Raw genomic sequence first — 20,780 nt, 5'->3', positions numbered from 1 at the left:
ATGCATGTCTATTAAATGAGCGTAACCATTTTCGGTTACGCTTATTTCAATTTTTTAAATAATGAAACACACATATCAAATAACAGGTATGACCTGTAGTAGTTGTGAAACTAAAGTGAAATCAGCGCTGCAAATGATTGAAAATGTGACTGAGGTAGTAGTTACTAAGGCTGATAATTCAGCCACAATTACGATGAATAAACACATTCCATTATCAGATTTACAGCAAGCATTAGACCCCAAGTATACGATTTCTGCCATTCAATTTAATGAAACAGAGGAACTAGCAAAATCATGGTTTGAGACCTATAAACCTATTTTGTTGATTTTCTTTTATATAAGTTTGGTTGTTGTATTGGTACAAATTAATAGTGAACGATTTAATATTATGATGGCTATGCAATATTTCATGGCAGGCTTCTTTTTGGTTTTCTCGTTCTTTAAATTTTTGAATCTTAAAGGATTCGCAGAAAGTTATGTGATGTACGATGTATTTGCAAAGCGAATACCAATTTGGGCTTATTTGTATGCTTTTATAGAAGTTAGTTTAGGGATGGCTTATCTAATTAATTTTAATCCGCTAGTGACTAACATATTCACCTTTACTGTGATGAGTTTAAGTATCATTGGAGTTTTGCAGTCAGTTTTTAATAAAAGGAAAATACAATGTGCTTGTTTGGGAGCAGTTTTTAATCTGCCAATGAGTACAATTACAATAATCGAGGATGCATTGATGATAGTCATGAGTGGCTACATAATTATTAATATATTTTAAACATGAAATGGAACCCATTATTCGTTTTTTATAAATCGAATTCAATAGTTATCATATTACTTTTATTTTCATTAAATCTTTATTCTCAAAAAACGGTTCGCTACGACCTATACGTAAAAGACACGTTAGTCAATTTTGCAGGTAAAGAAAAAAGAGCGATTGCAGTTAATGGTCAAATACCAATGCCTACTTTAACATTTACCGAAGGTGATACGGCTGAAATACACGTTCATAACCTACTTAAGGAGGAAACCTCATTGCACTGGCACGGGCTTTTTTTACCAAATAAGGAAGATGGAGTTCCCAATCTTACACAAATGCCCATTCGGCCTAATACAACTCATATCTATCGTTTTCCAATTATCCAAAATGGCACACATTGGTACCATTCGCATTCAGGATTACAGGAACAAATAGGAATGTATGGCAATTTTGTCATGTTAAAAAGACCGAATGACCCAACGTTTAGAAAAGGGATAGACGATTTACCTACCCTGCCAATTGTTTTGAGTGAGTGGACCAATCTCAAACCCGAGAACATTCACAGGATGCTACATAATGCAAACGATTATCCTGCATTGAAAAAAAATTCCGTTCAAAGTTATGGCGAAGCTATCTCCGCTGGACATTTTAAGACCAAGTTGCAAAATGAATGGAAGCGGATGTTAGCGATGGACGTGAGTGACGTCTATTATGAAAAAATATTCATGAATGGTAAACCAAGTTCTGAACTTAAAAGTATCTCAGGAAAAGAATTAAAAGCAGGAGATAAGGTTAGGTTAAGGATTTCAAATGGGGGCGCATCATCCTATTTTTGGCTGACTTATGCCGGTGGCAAAATTACAGTTGTCGCAAACGATGGCAACGATGTAGAACCTGTAGAGGTCGACAGATTGATTATTGCAGTTTCTGAAACGTATGACATTTTGGTCGATATTCCTTCAGAAAACAAAGCTTTTGAGTTTTTAGCAACTACTGAAGACCGCACAAATTCTGCTTCTATTTTTATTGGGAACGGAGTAAAACAATTAAAATCACCTTTACCTCGATTAAAATATTTTGAAGGTATGAAGATGATGAATGACATGATGAAGATGAATGGCGAACTTGATGATATGGGTATGGCTATGAGTTTAAATCAAATGGATATGAATGTGGTGATGTATCCCGAAATAACAGGTGATGCTGATGCTAAACAAGATGATAATAACCCAAATCGTTATAATGCTAATGCGCTAGGAGATATTATTACATTGAATTATGCGATGTTGAAGTCTCCGATTATCACAGCTTTACCCAAGGAAGCTCCAGTCAAAGAATTGTTCTTCAAACTCTCAGGTAATATGAATCGATATGTTTGGAGTATAGATAATAAAGTCGTTTCAGAAGCAGATAAAATCTTAATTAAAAAAGGAGAAAATGTTAGAATTATTCTCTACAATGGCTCAATGATGCGCCATCCAATGCACCTACATGGTCATGACTTTAGATTGCTCAATGGTCAAGGAGAAAATGCTCCTTTGAAAAACATCGTAGATGTAATGCCCATGGAGACAGATACATTAGAATTTAATGCCAATGTTGAAGGAGATTGGTTTTTCCATTGTCATATCTTATATCACATGATGAGCGGAATGGGAAGAGTATTAAGTTATGAAAATCAAAAGCCAAATCCTTTGATTCCCAATCCTAAACTTGCCCAACGTAAATTATTCGCAGACGACCGTAAATTTCATTTTATGGTAGAAAATGATGTTGCCACCAGTGGGAATGATGGAATGGCAATGTTACAAAGTACTCGTTGGAGTATTGGGTCAGAATGGCGATTAGGCTATCATGATTTTCATGGATACGAAGTAGAAACACATATCGGTCGATACATTGGTAAAATGCAATGGTTAATGCCATTTATTGGTTTTGATTGGCGTTATAGAAAGTTTGGAATTGATGAACAAGAAACAAATCTATTTGGTCAGTCAAATAGTAAGGACCAAAGAAGTCTTTTTACTGTCGGTGTGAATTACACTCTGCCATTGCTTATAATTGGTCAAGCTGAAATCTATCAAGATGGAAATGTTCGTTTTCAACTTATGAGGGAAGATATGCCTATTACGAAACGACTTAGAATGAGTTTTATGCTTAACACAGATAAGGAATACATGGCAGGATTTCGTTACATCGTAAACAAAAACATGGGCATTTCATCTCATTATGATAGCGATATGGGATTTGGTGCTGGAATAACTTTTTCTTACTAAAATTTAATAAAAGTCTGTTGAGAGAATTCAAAATGAAAGTTTAAATTAAACGAAAAACAAAATCATGAAAAAAATCATCGTTTTAACGCTTTTGGGGGCACTACCAACGGGTGTTTTTGCCCAACACGAAAACCACCAACCCAAAGTCGATACTAGTATGACAGCAGTAAAACCCAAAAGTCCTAAAATGACAGCAATGGCTATGATTGGGACAAATCACATACATATAGAATATGGTTCACCGAGTGTGAGAGGACGGAATATTTGGAATGGATTAGTTGCCTACAATCAAGTGTGGTCATCGGGAGCGCACAAAGCTACATGGATAGATTTTGGTCAGGATATAATGGTTGAAGGTAAAGTTATTCCAAAAGGCAAATATGGATTTTTTACTATTCCTGATAAAGAAACGTGGACTTTGATTTTGAGTAAAGCATGGGATATGCATCTGGCTGATGATTATAAACAAGAAAATGACATCATTCGAATTAAGGTAAAACCCATCAAAAGCGATAAGTTAGTTGAAGCACTTATGTATGAAGTATTGCCGACCATGGCAAACGAAGGCAAGATAAAATTGAGCTGGGAGTTTTTGAGCGTTGAGTTTCCGTTTAAGAATAGGTAATTGAATTTATGGAAAAAAATGACGAAAATTTAAATGTTTTCGTCATTAAAAATACTTTCTTAACTATTATGATATTGTTGGTTTTTTCCATTTAAAAGTTTAATATTGCCATAATGAAAATTTCTACATTAGCATTAAGTTTTTATCTATTGACGTTGTCATGTTTCGCATGCAACGAGTTAAATCTGTCTTTTTATAGTAGTTTTCAGGTAGTGAGTGCGGAAAATAATCATAACCATAATGAACAAAATTCAGAGGCATGTACGCCATTTTGTAACTGTTCATGCTGCCCGTCATCGGCATTTTATCAACCCATACAGCACTTCAATTGGGTTATAATATCATTTCAGTCGGTAAAATACCCTATTTACAATTCCTCTTTTCATATAGAGGTTTTCTATTCAATTTGGCAACCGCCTAAATTAGCTTAATTACTCCTTTTATTGAAATTGTAGAATAGCCATAGAAATGTCATGTATGGCATTTTTAATTAATCTTTTTCCATTATATAATGGCAAAAAGAAAAAAATCCAATAGGCAAAACGGTCGTTGGGTTTAAGAGTATTTAAGTACAATTTTATAACCCTTTTATTGTATCATTTTTTTAGCAGCTTTTGCCAAAAGGAGTATGCATAAATACAGTCATATTACTAAATAGAAAAAAATGTTTCAAAATATAATTCAGTTTTCAATAAAGAACAAACTTATAATTGGTGCATTCACGTTGGTACTCATTATTTGGGGCGTTATATCCGCTATGCTGTTGCCAATTGATGCTGTGCCTGACATCACAAATAATCAGGTACAGATAATTACACAAGCCCCAACATTAGGCGCAGAGGAAGTAGAACAGTTCATAACTACTCCTATTGAGCTCGCGATGGCCAACATTCCCAATGTAATTGAAAAGCGGAGTATTAGTCGTAGTGGTATTTCGGTAATCACTATTGTGTTTAAAGACAATGCCGACATCTATTGGGCAAGACAGCAGATAAGCGAACGCCTCAAAGAAGCAGAAGCACAAATTCCACAGGGATTGGGTGAACCCACCTTAGCACCCATCACAACAGGTTTAGGCGAGATTTATCAATATATCATTCATGCTAAAAAAGGTTATGAAAACAAATATACTGCTACCGATTTGCGTACTATGCAGGATTGGATTGTCCGCAGGCAGTTAGCTGGTACAGAGGGTTTAGCAGAAGTGAGCGGCTGGGGTGGCTATGTAAAGCAGTATGAAATTGCTTTGGATAACGAAAAGCTCAATGCAATGAATATTACCATTCCTGAAATTTATAAAGCCTTAGAAAGCAACAACGAAAACACCGGAGGCAGCTATATAGAGCAACGAAGCAATTCCTACTTTATTCGTGGTTTAGGCTTAGTAAAATCGTTGAGTGATATTGAAAAAATTATTGTGAAGACTATAAACGGAATACCCGTTTTAATCCGTGATGTAGCAACAGTACAGTTTGGTACTGCCACCCGTTACGGAGCAGTTACAAGAAACGGTGAGGGCGAAGTAGTGGCAGGAATTACACTCATGCTCAAAGGTGAAAACTTTGCACAGGTAATCGCCAACGTTAAACAGCGAATGGTACAAATACAAAAATCATTGCCTGAAGGTGTAGTAATAGAACCATTCATTGATAGAACCGAATTAGTGAACAGGGCAATGGGTACAGTAGAAAAAAATCTAATTGAAGGTGGTTTAATTGTAATATTCCTATTGGTTTTGCTCTTAGGTAATTTAAGGGCGGGTCTTATTGTAGCTTCTGTAATTCCTTTAGCGATGCTCTTCGCCATAATACTGATGAACCTGTTTGGCGTAAGCGGCAACCTGATGAGTTTAGGAGCTATTGACTTCGGGCTTATTGTAGATGGTGCGGTAATCATAGTAGAAGCAATTGTACACAGAATTTACATGAGCAAGCATCATCATATTGGTTTGAATAAACTTTCACAATCACAAATGGATGATGAAGTGTTTCAAGCTGCGTCAAAAATCAGGAGCAGTGCAGCATTTGGCGAAATCATCATCTTAATTGTTTACCTGCCGCTTTTTGCGTTAGTAGGCATCGAGGGGAAAATGTTTAAGCCAATGGCTCAAACTGTGGCTTTTGCAATATTGGGTGCCTTCATACTTTCATTAACCTATGTGCCAATGATGAGTGCTCTTTTTCTAAGTAAAAAAACTACGCATAAAAAGAATATTTCCGATAGAATAATTGGCTTTTGTCAAAAACTTTATGAACCTATACTGAGTTGGGCTTTACGCTGGAAAAAAACCGTTGTGTTTACAATGGCAGTATTGTTTACTGGCAGCATAATATTGTTCAACAGCTTAGGTGGTGAGTTTATCCCTACACTGGAAGAAGGCGACCTCACAGTTGAAATAAGGATGGAACAAGGCACATCATTAACACAGGTGGTAGAAACATTCAGCAAGGCAGAAAAAATATTAAAAGATAAATTCCCCGAAATAAGACAGGCGGTAACAAGAATAGGCAGTGCTGAAATACCTACCGACCCTATGCCCATCGAAAGAGGCGATATGATGCTTTCCATGAAGCCGAAAGAAGAATGGACATCGGCAAATACCCGTGAAGCCATGATGGAAAAAATGGAAGAGGCACTAAGTATTTTACCCGGTGTAAGTTTTGAAATTACACAACCCATGCAGATGCGGTTTAATGAACTCATTACAGGCATCAAACAGGATGTGGCAATAAAAATTTATGGTTCCGATTTGGAAATCCTGAATGCACAGGCAAATAAAGTGGCAGAGCTTATCAAAAATGTAAAAGGAGTAAGTGAGCCCTTCGTAGAAAAAGTAAGTGGACTGCCTCAAATACAGGTGGTATACAACCGTGATAAAATTGCCCAATACGGGTTAACCATCAGTGACGTAAACATGGTGCTGAAAACTGCTTTTGCAGGTAATGTTGCAGGTGTGGTGTTTGAAGGGGATAAACGGTTTGACATGGTGGTGCGGTTACAAAAAGATTTGCGTAAAGATTTCAGTAACATTGAAAATCTATATGTGCCATTACCATCTGGAAATAAGGTGCCTATTAACCAGGTAGCGGATATTTCATTTAAAACAGCACCCGCACAAATTAGTCATGAAGATGGCCAACGCAGAATTTTTGTAGGCTTTAATGTGCATGGTCGTGATGTGGAAAGCACGGTGGAAGAAATACAACCCATTTTAGATGCAAATCTTAAACTTCCGGCTGGTTATTATTACACCTATGGCGGTCAGTTTCAAAACCTTCAAGAAGCAAAGGCAAGATTAGGAATTGCAGTTCCTGTAGCGTTATTGCTCATTATAATATTGCTTTACATCACCTTCAAAAGTCTAAAACAATCCTTTCTCATATTTACTGCCGTACCGTTATCAGCCATTGGAGGCATCATCGCATTATGGTTAAGAGGTATGCCATTCAGCATTTCGGCAGGTGTAGGTTTCATTGCCTTGTTTGGTGTAGCAGTATTAAATGGTATTGTATTGATAGGTTATTTCAACCAGTTAAAAGACGAAGGCATTACCGACATATATGAGAGAGTTAGAAAAGGAACAGCAGTAAGATTAAGACCCGTAATAATGACAGCTATGGTAGCATCATTAGGTTTTCTGCCAATGGCACTTTCTACAGGTGCAGGTGGTGAAGTACAAAAACCATTAGCAACCGTTGTGATCGGTGGTTTAATTACCGCTACCATATTAACCCTGCTGGTGCTTCCGGCACTTTATATTTTATTCAACACTAAAATCAATTTCAAACCAAATAAAATGAATAAAGCAAAGCCACCTGTCAATACTACGGTTGTGTTAGTGCTGTTTACATTTATCGGTTTATTTGCAGGAAAAACTTATGCACAAAGCAATCAAAAAACGTTGCAGGAGTGCATTGATATAGCACTTAAAAATAATCTGCAACTGAAAGTAGCAGACTTAAACATTCAGCAATCGCAGGTAATGCAAAAGACCGGCTTTAGTCCTGATAAAACAAACATACAACTCACCCAGGACCCTACCAGTGGCGGAAATATTGATAACAGTATTGGTATTACTCAAACGTTTTCTTTTCCAACAGTGTATGCCAATCAAAATAAACTATTGAAACAGGAAACTATGCTGGCTCAAAAATCAAAGCTGCTATCGCAAAATGAAATTATCAAAGAAGTAACCACAGCCTATTACAATTTGTTGTATGGCTTGCAAAGAGTAAAACTTTTGCAGCAGCAGGATAGCATATACAGCAATTTTCTAAAAAGGGCTACCCTTCGTTATAATACAGGTGAAACTAATCAGTTGGAGAAAATGCAAGCCGAAAGCAAATACAAAGAAAACCTTTTACAATTGAAACAGGCAAATACTACTGTAAGCAGTTATCAGTTGGCTTTGCAAAAGTGGTTGAACTCAGCCGAGCCAATTATGCCAAAAGAAAATGAGTTGGCAAAATTGCCCGATATTTTTATGGCTGATACTGCATCTATACAATCAAACCCATTAATTCAGTATTACAATCAAAAGTTGAATGTAAATACAGCACAGGTAAAGGTTGAAAAAAGCAAATTGTTACCGGATTTGAATGCAGGCTACTACCATCAAATGGTTGTTAGTGGTTTTGATCCTGCAAAAACTAACCGTAATTATTTCCCTGGCACAAGGATAGCAGGTTTACAGGTAGGCATAGGTATTCCTTTATTTTTCGGCTCACAAAAAGCAAAAATTAAGGCTGCTCAAATAAATACTACTTTAATTGAAACAGAGAAGCAGCAAACACTGCTATTTCTGCAAAGCAGTTATCTTCTTCAGTACAACGAATACCTGAAAGCAAAGGAAGGTTTACAATACTACGAAACCACAGGTTTAAAACAGGCGGATGATATTATCCGTATTTCAAACACGGCATATACCAAAGGTGAAATTGGTTACATGGAGTATATCCAAAATCTGCAAACCGCTATCAATACAAAACTGCAATATACCGATGCAGTAAACCAGTTCAATCAGTCCATTATATTGTTAAACTATTTAAAAGGGAACAAATAAAATGAAGTCAATTAATATAAAGTCAATCGCTGCAATTACATTTTTTGCAAGTGCAATTATTTTTTCTTCCTGCAAGCAAAGCAATAAAACGGAAACAAAAGAAGTGCCTAAAGCAAAAGAAGAAAATACAGCAGCAATAGAAGTGTCCGCAGAACAAATGAAGGCCGTGGGCATTGAGTTAGGTACAATAGAAATGAAAAACCTCAACAGTGTGGTAAAATCAAGCGGTCAGCTGGAAGTTCCCCCTCAAAACAAAGCCGATGTAAATTCACTGGTTTCCGGCATTATTAAAAAAGTGCTGGTATTAGAAGGCAGTTTTGTTCACCAGGGCCAAACAGTAGCGATTTTAGAAAATACAGACATAGTGAAGCTGCAGCAGGATTACCTGATGCTCAAAAAGGAATTAGTTTATACCGGCCAGGAGTACCAACGACAAAAGGAACTCAATACCGAAAGTGCAGGAACGGGCAAGATATTTCAACAAGCAGCAGCAAAATACGAAACAGATAAAGCAAGGATGCAGGGAATGGAAACACAATTACAGCAGTTAAATATCAGCCCTGCATCCGTAGCCAATGGTAAATTTGTAAGCCAAATTCCAATTATTGCACCCATCAGCGGTGTCATAGGGCATATACGAATTAAGACCGGCAGCTATGTAGATATGCAAACATCCCTGATGGATATTGTAGATAATTCGCAGGTGCATTGCGATTTGCAGGTGTACGAGAAAGATTTGTTCAAGGTGAAGAGCGGGCAAAAAGTGGTGTTCATTCTTACCAATCAAAACAATAAGCAAATCACTGGTACAATTTTCGGCATCAATCAGTCCTTCGAAAATGAAAACAAATCCGTAATTGTTCATGCCAAAATAAACAATACAGGTAGCATCAGGTTATTGCCTGGTATGTATGTATCTGCATTGATTAATGTAGGCAATCAAACGGTGCAGGCTGTTCCTGTTGATGCAGTCGTAAATGCAGAAGGGAAAACGTTCATTTTTATAGTAAGTGGGGAGGAAGAAAACACAGAAGAAAAAGGGCCTAAAGAAAAGAGTGAAAAAGCTATCGGTGCCAATCCTGAAAAAAGTATCCGGTTTAAAAAGGTTGAAGTAATTACAGGCGTAACAGAATTAGGCTATGTAGAAATAACACCGCTTGAAGAAATGCCTAAAGATGCGATGATAGTTACCAAAGGTGCTTTCTATGTTCTATCAAAAGCAGCAGGGGGCGAAGAAGAATAATAAAAGTATATTATGACAAACACAACACAATTCTCCGATGTTCAAAGAATACCGAAAAATGAAGTTTTAAACATGAAAAAATAAAAATCAATGAAAAATGTAAATCAACTTATGCAAGAAATAATCTCAATCTCTTCAACGATTGAATCAGATTATCCTGAACTATACAAATATTTGGATGAAACTCCCTTCAAGATTTGTGAAACCAATAAAAATGAAATCTGTATCTTATATTTAGAAGAATACCTTAAAACCCTGAAGGAACAACTTAAGGATTACATTTCCTCGCATAATAAATTAAACGGAAAAAAATGATAAATACAGATCCAAATCACGTTCATACCTACGATGCAGAAGGAAAGATTAGTTGCTGTACTTTAGAAGATAGAGTGTACGGTAAAGCTGGTGCAGATAATTTGCTACATGACATAAAAGCAAATGACAGTAAGCCTGTTCAAAAAACGGAAATAGCTGAAAGTAGTATACTCAAACAATATCTTCCGGCTATCATCAGTTTTAGTATGCTGCTTATTGGCATTGCCGCAGATAATTATTTTAAGCCTGCTTTTTTTACACAATATATTCGCTTTGCATGGTATGCAATGGCCTACCTGCCAGTTGGCTTTCCTGTAATAAAAGAAGGTTGGGAAGCTATTCTTAAAAAGGAGTTCTTTACAGAGTTCACATTAATGGTTTTGGCAACTTCAGGGGCCTTTGCCATAGGGCAATATCCAGAAGGCGTAGCCGTGATGTTATTCTATGCCATAGGAGAATTGTTTCAAAGTGCAGCAGTCAGTAAAGCAAAGAATAACATTAAAGCCTTATTGGATGTTCGTCCATCCTCTGCCAGTGTTTTTAGAAATAATAGGTACGAAGATGTAAAACCCGAAGAAGTTCAAATAAACGAAACTATTCAAATAAAGGCGGGTGAAAAAGTGCCGCTGGATGGCGAAATGCTAAGTGATGGCAGTAGCTTCAATACAGCAGCCCTTACAGGCGAAAGCAAACCAAAATCAATTTACAAAGGAGGCCCGGTATTGGCGGGTATGCTAAACCTTGATAAAGTAATTGAACTAAAAGTAACCAAAAAATTTGCCGACAGTTCACTGGCACGCATTTTAGACATGGTGCAAAATGCAACAGCCCGCAAAGCAAAAACAGAATTATTGATAAGAAAGTTTGCAAAAATCTATACACCCATTGTATTCTTTTTAGCCGTTGCGTTGGTTGTAATTCCCTACTTCGTTGTAAGCGATTATGTATTTGCACAATGGCTGTACAGGGCATTAATTTTCTTGGTTATCAGTTGTCCTTGTGCCTTGGTCATTTCCATTCCTTTAGGCTATTTTGGCGGCATTGGTGCAGCCAGCAAAAACGGTATTCTTTTCAAAGGCTCAAATTACCTGGAGCTTATAACCAAACTAAATACCGTGGTGATGGATAAAACAGGAACATTAACAGCAGGTGTTTTTAAAGTACAGGAAATTGTAACCAATGGAATGGACAAAAGTGAGTTCATCAAAACATTGGCAGCATTGGAAGCAAAATCAACACACCCTATTGCCAAAGCCATAGCCGAATATGAAAAGAACCAAACAAAGATGTATCAGGCAGAGGAGGTAGTAGAAATTCCCGGGCATGGTTTAAAAGGAAAAGTAAATGGCAACGATGTGTTGGCCGGCAATACCAGGCTGTTAAATAAATTCGGTATTAGGTACGATACGAAATTGGATGAAATTATAGAAAGCATAGTGGTAGTCGCCATAAATAATCAATATACAGGTTATGTGCTCATTGCCGATGAAGTAAAAGAAGATGCACAGGAAGCCATTAAGCAATTGCACCAAAATGGTATTACTCAAATTGTAATGCTTAGTGGCGACAAAAATTCTATTACGCAAAAAGTAGCAAAGCACATAGGTATAGAGTCTGCCTTTGGTGATTTATTGCCCGAAAGCAAAGTACAAAAGGTAGAAGAATTAAAACAAGACAAATCCAAAATAATTGCCTTCGTTGGTGATGGGATTAATGATGCCCCTGTTTTAGCATTAAGTGATGTTGGTATTTCAATGGGGGCAATGGGAAGTGATGCAGCAATAGAAACAGCAAATGTAGTAATACAGACAGATCAGCCTTCAAAAATTGTAACTGCTATAAAAATAGGAAGAGCAACCCATCGTATTGTTATTCAGAATATTGTATTGGCATTTGCTGTAAAAATTATTGTAATGTCACTTGGCGCAGGTGGTTTAGCTACTATGTGGGAGGCAGTATTTGCTGATGTTGGAGTTGCACTATTGGCAATACTAAATGCAGTTAGAATTCAAAGAATGAAGTTTTACTGAATTAAAGCACAAATTAATTTACCTATTCAAGTGTCGACTTTCATCCAAATTGTCTAAGTCGTAGTCCTCGAGATTGAATTCGAAGTCTTCATCACTTAAATGAATATTCCTTCTGAGTGGACCGGTATAGAACATGTTTTCATTAACAAATTCAATGTGTTGATTTTGGATTGCTGAAATTATCGATAGATTAAAAATAAGTTCTTTCAACGAGGTACTTGTAATTGCTACCAAGTCATTTTCTTCCAGTTTTAGTTCTTCCAATACTTTGTAGAATAACGCTTCATAGAACTTAACCTCCTTTAGAAGTCCAAGGTTTCCAATTGTATGCGAGGCATCAGGGTTAGTAAATGTTATATTCAAGACCTTTAATTTTGACAAATTCTCGCTATCAAAATTGTCTTCTATCTGAGTAAATCCTTGTAATCTCATTTTCGTGTATTCTTTACTTTCAATTCGTTTATTATGTTCTGAGATAAACGCTCAAATTGGGATTCTGAGAGAATGATTTTCTTCGAAATAGTCTTATTCTTGATGGTATTTTTCATAAATGTTCTTTACTATAAATACCGGAAAAAATGCCAAAATTTTTAAAATGGGTTTTCACCTTAAAAGGTGTTTGTAAGGTTTTAGCGGGTAGACATTTCCAATTTCCACTAAAATTTGGGCCGGATTTTAAACGGGGAATTGACCGGGGTCTAAAAACGAAGGTATTTCATATATAAGGGAGGGCCGGTTTAGGGACTTCCTCCAGGACCTCCAGCAGGGACTCCGTATGGGCACCCCTTTTATAGTTCATGTTACCAGGATAGGTACAAATATCCTTTGGGTCTCGGCAACCACACCACATATGATTCATTTCATTTACATTACCAACATCAATTTTTTGACCTTTGTAATCGTATTGATATGAAGACCAGTAATCTTTGATATTTCAACAGATTTGTAGTTCTTCTTAAGTAATTCCATTGCACGTCTATTTTTTGACTTGGATAAGAATTTTAGCGGGTCTTCGCTGGTACCATGTTTTCTTCCTAAAAATACGTTGCCTTTCAGTTTTGCCAATTCAATTCCTTCTTTCTGTGCCGACTTAATCATGTTACGATTCATTTCCGCTATTACAGACATCATGGCAATACACATCTTTGAAATTGGATTCTCAGTTCCATCATGGTTAAGAGTTGATAGACCTTGCTCAATAAAATGAACTGGTATTTTCCTCTCGACCATAAAATGAAGAAAATCAACAATTCCCTTCAGGTCACGACCGCAGCGGTCGATTTGCCAAAAGGATACAGAACCTACCAAATCCATTGAGATTAGTTTGAATAGTTCCTTTCCACCGGGTCTTTCAAATAATGCAACCGCTCCTGAGATTTTGTCCTCTATTACCTTATCGAAGTTGGCCTCTTGAACTCGTTGTCTATCTAAGTTTTGGTCAATCGAACTGGTACGAACATATAGAATACTTAGTTTTTTCATAATATTAGACTTATGGTGTTATAACCCTAAAATTATGCCTTAATACGCTAGAATGCTGCATTTTTTGTTCAATTTCTACATGTGAGAGCTTCACATTTCAAGGTATACTCTAATATTATGTGTTTGAGTTATGATTGAAGAAGTCGTTAAGGGATTGGTAAGACTTCATCCTGTAATCGAACTCCTTCTTTGCATAATCCCGGTATTTCTTTGCCGATGGATGGTCACTTGACAAGAGGTCATGAAACTGTTCCTTGGTTAATTGGGATAATGAAGTAATTGTACCTTTTGCCGGTGAATATTCATCTGAGGAAATGTCATTTTTTGTCATTTTTTTTAAAATGGATTGAGCTTCGAACATGGGTCAATTCCCACCTAGCCAATTTACGGCGAAATCCTTTCTTTTAGTGTACTAAAATTGTGGATGATGATACAAATATCCCAAGTATTATATTTTTTGTCTATTAGAAGTTACACCTACATCCTGTACGACAAAAACCTCCTTTAAATTACAGGAAGTGGGGTTAGATTTCTTAGCAATTCCTTAGCATTGAAGCCTTCCCTTTTTTATCCATTTTCGATATATTTATTAAAACGGTAAGAATTAGTTTGTAGTGGAGCTGATTGATACCATAAAGATTTAGAGTACTCCCCCTCATTAAAGTAACCGTCCACTACCGGTGAAATAATGGGGGATTTTTTATAATATGGATACATATCTAAACATTCCTTATTCCTTATTAGAATGTAATAAATTCGACGCGGTAGATAAAATACTATTGGCTGAGATTCTTTCTTTGAGTAAACTCCCTAAAGGTTGTTTTAAGTCAGACACAAGGTTTGGACAACTGGTAAATTTAAAGCGCTCTGCCGTTAATAAGAGAATGAAAAATCTTGAATTAGAGGGTTATATTCAAATCACAGAAGTTAAAGGGAAAGGGAAAAGAACAAAACCTGTTGCTGATTTTTGGGATAAAATTAAGGAACCTGCCACAATAGATGATATGGGGTGTGATACAGAGATACAGGTACCTGTTACCACAGAAGACACCTCCTGCCATCATAGTGGCACAACTAATACATCTACTATTACAGATATATTATTACAAGAAGAACTACAATATACTGGGGCAACTGTTAATTCTACTATTGAAAATATTGATAACCAATACCAAGATGCTTGTTTAAAATTAATAGAATTAATAACTACAGACCCAGCACAAATTACTAATCCTTTTGTAAAGCAATTTCAAGATTGTTTTGCTGGTCTTTATCTTTTCTTTGGCCATAACTTTATTGATAATTGCCATATTTTTAAAAGTAATAGTAAACTATATGAAATATACGGCTCGTCAAACTTCTATGAAGTCCGCCAGGACTTACAGTTTGTTAGAGATAATATGGATAGATTTCTCCGGCAACAGAATTGGATATAGCTCCTCAACGGTAACCGGGAGTGTAACGACCGCTTTGTATAAGTCCTTCGGACTTTCAATCCCCACCCCCAATTGCGCTCACCCCCTCCCCAAATATGGAATAACATTTATGAGCAACTTCATGTTAGTTAAAGGAAGTAAAGTGGGTTTTTTGATACCGTAGGAATAGGGCTGAAAAATATTTATAAAAATATTTGTAAGTTTTTTGGAAAGTACAACAATGTTTGTACATTTGTCAAACCAAACAAGCAAATTGTAAATGTCATTCATTCAGGAGGTTCTTACTTACGGTAACGAAATTGTTCAGCACGCGCTGAATGCCATGAATGGGTGTGAGGGTAATTACCAGCAAGCTCTTCTATTATTGTTGTTGATGCCCAAGGTACCTAGCAATAAGTTAAACAAAGAGATGACTGATAAATTCTTTGATGAATTTCCGGCCTTAAAATCGATTCCACCTGCTAAGACAGTAGTTGAGTTCATTTTGGAAGATAATTTTAAAGACGAGATATACAACGATACAAGCGACATGAGTAGGTGGAATAAATTGACTCAATTGAAGCAAAATATGTTAGACTATTACACACATAATGTCTGTGAGTCGAATCAAGGTGGTCAGTTTCATGAGTTCCACACCAAGTTTTACCAAATGAGTCTTCAATTGAAGAGACTTAGATTAGTAATACAACCGGAGTTTCATGTAATAAAGAACGTTCACCCTGTGAGCAAAATACCGTATCTGTCTGTTAGAGGATTCTGGCTTGATGATAATGACAAGAAGGTAAAGGTATTCACTAAGTCATTGGGAAGAGAAGATAGTTATGTTGACGGAAAGAATGATAGAGAGATGTTGATGGATGCCTCCAAGCAAATACAAGAAATGTCATTTGCTAAGTATCAGGAGTTATATAGTTAGTGGTTTTTTTTACTCAAATTGTAAGTCTTTTAAAAAGTTAAACATGTAGAAATAGGATAAATTTTAGTCATCAATCAACTCGGGAGAGGGTGGATTGATAATGGCCAGTGCTCTGCCAGGCCAATATGATTTGAAGACATACTTCAAGTCTTTTGCAGCGCCCCTATTTTTTTATTCATATTGTAAGTAAAAATATAAGACTTACAATTAAACAAACAGAAAATGAAAGAGAATAAGTTATTAAAAAACGTGTCACAAGTTTTTGAATTACCGCTTAAGGATGTTCAAATTCATCCTCAATTACAATCCATCATCAAATCTAAAAAGGTAGACCACATCGAACATACCATGAATAGATTCGGTCAGCAATTGCCAGTACTAGGGAATTTGGTAGATGGAACATTCTATATCACCGATGGAGTGGTACGTTATGAGTTAGCAAAGAAATTAGGTTTAAATACCTTAAAATGTCTTCATGTCAATATTTCTGACGAAGAGGTGATTACTGCTAGAATGACAAGTAATCAACGTACTCACATGTCATACACGGAGATGGCGAAATGTGCGGAGCAATATTTGGGAATGATTGGAAAGTCACAAGGTAAGAAACGTGACATGTTGGGATTCGGGGACTTCGATAACAAAGATAATTTTGGAATTGTTGGAATGGATAGATACCAGTTGGTATCATATCTGATGAATCTTTCAATTGGAGCATCTTCTTTACGAAAATTGATGGCAGTAAAGTGGTACGAAGATGAAAATCTTGACAATAAAATTGGGCTTATGGAGGGTTTGGATAATGGAGACTTCAAGGTAGACAGAGCATATAAATTACTTCAAAATAAATTGAAAAAACAGAAGGATTCTGACGATAGAAAATTGAACGCTATTGAGGGTCAGAACGCACATGCTTGGTACAAATTATATAACAAATCATCTTTGGTGATGGATGAAATCGAAAATGATTCCGTGTCACTTTTCATTGATTCTCATCCTTATATGGACCAAAGAGATTATCGTAATCAAGGTGAAAATCCACACGGTAAGGAAAAAACTGCAAAGGAATACGTTTCAAATTTTCTTGCGTTTTGTGAGGAAAAAAAGAAAAAATTAAAGCCCGGCGGATATTTGGTAACTGTTTTAGGAGAATCTTACTCCAATGGTTTATGTAGAAATATCATACATAGAGTTATTGTTGGATTGGAAGATAATGGATGGGAATCAATCGACTCAAATATTTGGGTTAAGTCTAATCAAAAGTATACGGCACATCCCCATAGATTTATTAATTCATGGGAAGCCATTATCGTAGTTAGAAAACCTGGTGGAGAACCATATTTTGAAGAACAAGTAAAAGTCGAATCCTCAGTTACTGAATTTAAGTTGGGAAGAACATCTCTTGGAACTCCTTATGTAAAATCCTCTGAAACATGTAAAACAAATGTCTTTTTAACGTCTGTTTTTAATAACAAAGAGTTGAAATCTGTGGATGAAAATTTCCAACATGATGCTCCCTGTCCTACATCCATATATACAGATTTCATTAAAGCGTATTCTCGACCAAACGAATTAATTGTGGACGGATTTGTAGGTAGTGGGACTGTCTCCATTGGTCTGACCCTTGGAAGAAATGTTATTGGATTTGATTTGGACCCTAAATCAATCGAGTTTTGCCAAAAGAGATTTGAAGAGAGTCTTCAGAAAAGAGAACAGGAAAAAATCGAATTATCCATTGCTGCATAATTAGCGGCATTTAAAAAAGTAGTTGAAAATACAGAAAAGGCTTATCATTGCATTGAATGTCCTTTTTTGTTAAAAAATTGTTCCTAATTTAATGACAGAAAGTGAAGACAAATAATCAAATTTTAGTGGATTTGAAGGAGGCCATCCAACCAGGTGGTCTCCAGTCAACCCTTGGTTACAATCAAGGTACTACAAGAATTTCTATTAAAGAGCTGCACGTTAAAAAAGGATACCATTGTAAACTGAATGACATCCTTTTTTTCTGTCAAAAAATAGAAAATGGAGAAGTATTGGACCCTATTGAAGTCAATCAAAATAACCTAATTGTAGATGGAGTAAAACGATACTTTGCCTACAAAAGGTTGAAATACAGCTTCGTTCAAATTAATGGAAGTAATGTGTTCATTGAGGAGTTCATAGGTGAAGGATTTAAAATAGTTAAGTAAGAGTCATGTACCAGTTTTTTTCATTAAGAAAGTCTCAAAAAGACAAGAACACAGGAACCATCATTGAAAGTATTTTCGATGATAGAACACCTGTATCAAGAAAGTCAGTTGGATATAAAATACCGGTTAAACTTTGGGATGGCAATAATGAAAAAGTAAAGGTGAACGAAGAGGTAGACTACATTCTAATCAACAGTAGGATTCAAATGTTGAAAAGTCAATTCAGTCAAAAACTTAAAACTCAGAAAAGATTTGACCACCAAACACCTACGTTAATTGCTGAGAAAGAGATATGTTTTATTGAGTTCTGCAGGGAGATACTGGTTAAGGATTACGATTCTATTGCAACCCAAAACAAGTACACCACTATCGTCAATTCTATGGTTCTCTTCATCAAGGAACGCTACAACTTAGATAGACTTCCAATTGAAATTTTGCGTCGGTTTGACTTTATCTATGAGTATGCGATATTCATAGCAAAGCAAACCAATCGAATTAAGGACCCAACCGCAACAAAGAAAAACAACACGAGGTTCAACTACATTGTTGTAATCCAAACTCTTGTTAGGAAGTTTAACCAACACCATCCGCACCTTGAGACGATAAAGACGGACCATTACATTATCCAAGTGCCCAAAAAGAACTTAGAGAAGATTAAGTCTCGCATGTTGAAAAAGGATGAAATAGATAAGATTATCAACTATCAAGAGATGGATGGTAAAAAGAGAATCAAGACAATGGAAGGGAAGTACCAGTTCCTTTTTCAATTTTTCACCTCCGGTCTTCGTGTATCTGATATTCTTCTAATGAACTTTAAACATTTCGTAGATGGACGACTTGAATTGATTATTCAGAAGAACGATGATTTGTTATCCGTTCCTTTCTCCTTCAAATCTGCGAAGCTACTTTCTTATTTTTACCCAATTGAATTTCAACGAGCCTTGGAATTAAATCCGATTGGTCAGTTAAATCTTAGCGTGATAGAATTAGAAACAATACTCAATATCCATACCGAGAAGGATTTCGGTTCCTTGACGGTATTGGACGTTGTCAACCTTAACAACCATCTTAAAAGAAACAAGTTTGATGATTATAGCGAGGAGGTTGTGATTATCGATGGTTTAATCCGTAGAATGGAGTCAATGGTTGCCTACTCAATGTGTGAAATTATGGGGGAGAAAGAACCGGGACATGTGTTTGATTATCTCCCATATGAGGAATTTAAAGATTTGAAGATTTTTGACAAGAAAAGGTTGAACAGAGACCAAATAAAATTACTGACAAGAGGTCGTTCCCGATATAACTCAAAATTGCGAAGAATCGGAAGAGATTTGGGTATTAAGGAACTTTCAAGTCATGTTAGTCGCCATTCATTTGCTTACCACATGTTAGAGAGTGGTGCTTCAATTGAGGAGATTTCTTTTGCCCTTGGTCATGCAACGGTTCAACAAACACAAGGGTATTTGAAGCAATTCCCGCAGAAATTCGCTGATAAGGCAATCAAGGTTTTCGAGGACAGCTTTGAATTATAATTCACACTTGCTACACAAATCTGCTACACAAGTTCCCTTTTTACCTAAAATACAAAAGGACATCTCATTGCGAAATGTCCTTTTTTGTTGACCTGAGGTCATTTTGTAGCCCCGGCAGGAATCGAACCTGCATCTTAGGTACCGGAAACCTACATTCTATCCATTGAACTACGGAGCCAAAGGGCCAAAATTACGAAAACTTCTCCAACTGTTTGACAAGCACTCCGAAATCTTTCGGATAGGGAGCTTCCACAGTAATAGGGCTACCGTCAAGTAGGTTGAAACTCAAACTGTGAGCATGTAAGGCTACACGACGAATCAATGGCAACTCTTCTGTATCTTGTTTGAGATGAAACTTCTTTTTTAATTCTGATAAATAAATATCCTTGCCTCCATACATGGCATCCGCGACAATCGGAGCTTTTAAGCAAGCTAAGTGAATTCGAATCTGATGCATACGTCCTGTAATAGGCATACATTCTACCAGAGTATAATTCTTGAACACTTTCAAAGTCTGAAACCAAGTTTCGGCATGCTTTCCCTTTGCTCGGTCTATCACCACGATGCCATCTTTCAACGGAAGAATTGGCAAGTTGACCAACATGCCATCCCAATCATGCATCCCTTCTACTACAGCATGGTAGCGCTTCGCCGTTTCCCGATGCTCAAATTGCATAGAAATATGTCGATACGCCTCTGGATTTTTTGCTATCACTAGGGCGCCAGAGGTCTCTTTATCCAATCGATGTCCTACTTGTGCATCATCTGAATAGGCCTTGGCCAATCGTAAGATATTGGGAGCAAACACATCCTTGCGCTCATCCAATGTGGCGATTCCAGAAGGTTTATTGATAACAAAAAAATCGCTGTTTTCGAAAAGGATAGCGTCCTCTATTTTCCATTTCATAGACAAA

General features: G+C 36.5%; 15 protein-coding genes and 1 tRNA gene. 12 read left to right on the top strand and 4 right to left on the bottom strand.

The window, feature by feature from the left end:
- Positions 1 to 61 precede the first annotated feature (61 nt).
- From HME7025_RS10465 to HME7025_RS10435, 7 genes are all read left to right on the top strand, one after another.
- Positions 62 to 775, top strand: a complete 714-nt coding sequence (locus tag HME7025_RS10465) for a heavy-metal-associated domain-containing protein (protein WP_109323759.1) — start codon at positions 62 to 64, stop codon at positions 773 to 775.
- A 2-nt stretch (positions 776 to 777) separates the two neighbouring features.
- Positions 778 to 3,033 (top strand): multicopper oxidase domain-containing protein, encoded by a 2,256-nt coding sequence (locus HME7025_RS10460; protein WP_109323758.1) that lies wholly within the window; start codon positions 778 to 780, stop codon positions 3,031 to 3,033.
- A gap of 64 nt (positions 3,034 to 3,097) precedes the next feature.
- Complete coding sequence (locus HME7025_RS10455) at positions 3,098 to 3,658, top strand: DUF2911 domain-containing protein (RefSeq protein ID WP_109323757.1); 561 nt, start codon at positions 3,098 to 3,100, stop codon at positions 3,656 to 3,658.
- A 113-nt stretch (positions 3,659 to 3,771) separates the two neighbouring features.
- Positions 3,772 to 4,089: a DUF6660 family protein gene (locus HME7025_RS13585; protein ID WP_377975375.1), complete on the top strand. Its 318-nt coding sequence runs from the start codon at positions 3,772 to 3,774 to the stop codon at positions 4,087 to 4,089.
- 233 nt (positions 4,090 to 4,322) lie between these two features.
- A complete protein-coding gene (locus HME7025_RS10450; RefSeq protein WP_109323756.1) occupies positions 4,323 to 8,720 on the top strand; it encodes a CusA/CzcA family heavy metal efflux RND transporter in 4,398 nt (1,465 codons plus the stop codon).
- A 1-nt stretch (position 8,721) separates the two neighbouring features.
- Positions 8,722 to 9,963, top strand: a complete 1,242-nt coding sequence (locus HME7025_RS10445) for an efflux RND transporter periplasmic adaptor subunit (protein WP_109323755.1) — start codon at positions 8,722 to 8,724, stop codon at positions 9,961 to 9,963.
- A gap of 311 nt (positions 9,964 to 10,274) precedes the next feature.
- Positions 10,275 to 12,308 carry a heavy metal translocating P-type ATPase gene (locus HME7025_RS10435; protein ID WP_109323750.1) on the top strand — a complete coding sequence of 678 codons (2,034 nt, stop codon included), beginning with the start codon at positions 10,275 to 10,277 and terminating at the stop codon, positions 12,306 to 12,308.
- Positions 12,309 to 12,326: 18 nt separating this feature from the next.
- Here the strand turns inward: HME7025_RS10435 and HME7025_RS10430 are convergent, their stop codons facing one another.
- Both HME7025_RS10430 and HME7025_RS10425 read right to left on the bottom strand, forming a co-directional pair.
- On the bottom strand, positions 12,327 to 12,740 hold the full coding sequence (locus HME7025_RS10430; RefSeq protein ID WP_109323737.1) for a hypothetical protein: 414 nt from the start codon (positions 12,738 to 12,740) through the stop codon (positions 12,327 to 12,329).
- 432 nt (positions 12,741 to 13,172) lie between these two features.
- Entirely contained in the window at positions 13,173 to 13,790 is a 618-nt protein-coding gene (locus tag HME7025_RS10425; protein ID WP_109323733.1) for a recombinase family protein, read from the bottom strand.
- A 707-nt stretch (positions 13,791 to 14,497) separates the two neighbouring features.
- On the opposite strand from HME7025_RS10425, the gene HME7025_RS10415 reads away from it, so the two are divergent.
- The 5 genes from HME7025_RS10415 (at position 14,498) to HME7025_RS10395 (ending at position 19,866) form a co-directional block, all read left to right on the top strand.
- Entirely contained in the window at positions 14,498 to 15,226 is a 729-nt protein-coding gene (locus HME7025_RS10415; protein WP_109323728.1) for a hypothetical protein, read from the top strand.
- Positions 15,227 to 15,548: 322 nt separating this feature from the next.
- On the top strand, positions 15,549 to 16,142 hold the full coding sequence (locus tag HME7025_RS10410; RefSeq protein WP_154401963.1) for a hypothetical protein: 594 nt from the start codon (positions 15,549 to 15,551) through the stop codon (positions 16,140 to 16,142).
- Between the two features lie 222 nt (positions 16,143 to 16,364).
- Positions 16,365 to 17,888, top strand: coding sequence for a DNA methyltransferase (locus HME7025_RS10405; protein WP_109323717.1), 1,524 nt, complete (start codon positions 16,365 to 16,367; stop codon positions 17,886 to 17,888).
- 101 nt (positions 17,889 to 17,989) lie between these two features.
- Positions 17,990 to 18,334 (top strand): hypothetical protein, encoded by a 345-nt coding sequence (locus tag HME7025_RS10400; RefSeq protein WP_109323711.1) that lies wholly within the window; start codon positions 17,990 to 17,992, stop codon positions 18,332 to 18,334.
- A gap of 5 nt (positions 18,335 to 18,339) precedes the next feature.
- Entirely contained in the window at positions 18,340 to 19,866 is a 1,527-nt protein-coding gene (locus HME7025_RS10395; RefSeq protein WP_109323710.1) for a tyrosine-type recombinase/integrase, read from the top strand.
- Positions 19,867 to 19,972: 106 nt separating this feature from the next.
- Here the strand turns inward: HME7025_RS10395 and HME7025_RS10390 are convergent.
- Together HME7025_RS10390 and HME7025_RS10385 are read right to left on the bottom strand one after the other, a co-directional pair.
- A tRNA-Arg gene (locus tag HME7025_RS10390) sits at positions 19,973 to 20,044 on the bottom strand.
- 12 nt (positions 20,045 to 20,056) lie between these two features.
- Positions 20,057 to 20,773, bottom strand: coding sequence for an RluA family pseudouridine synthase (locus HME7025_RS10385; RefSeq protein WP_109323701.1), 717 nt, complete (start codon positions 20,771 to 20,773; stop codon positions 20,057 to 20,059).
- Positions 20,774 to 20,780: the final 7 nt, after the last annotated feature.

This window comes from Aquirufa nivalisilvae (assembly GCF_003143535.1).
Taxonomy (GTDB): domain Bacteria; phylum Bacteroidota; class Bacteroidia; order Cytophagales; family Spirosomataceae; genus Aquirufa; species Aquirufa nivalisilvae.
This window is presented reverse-complemented; position numbering and strand designations above follow the sequence as displayed.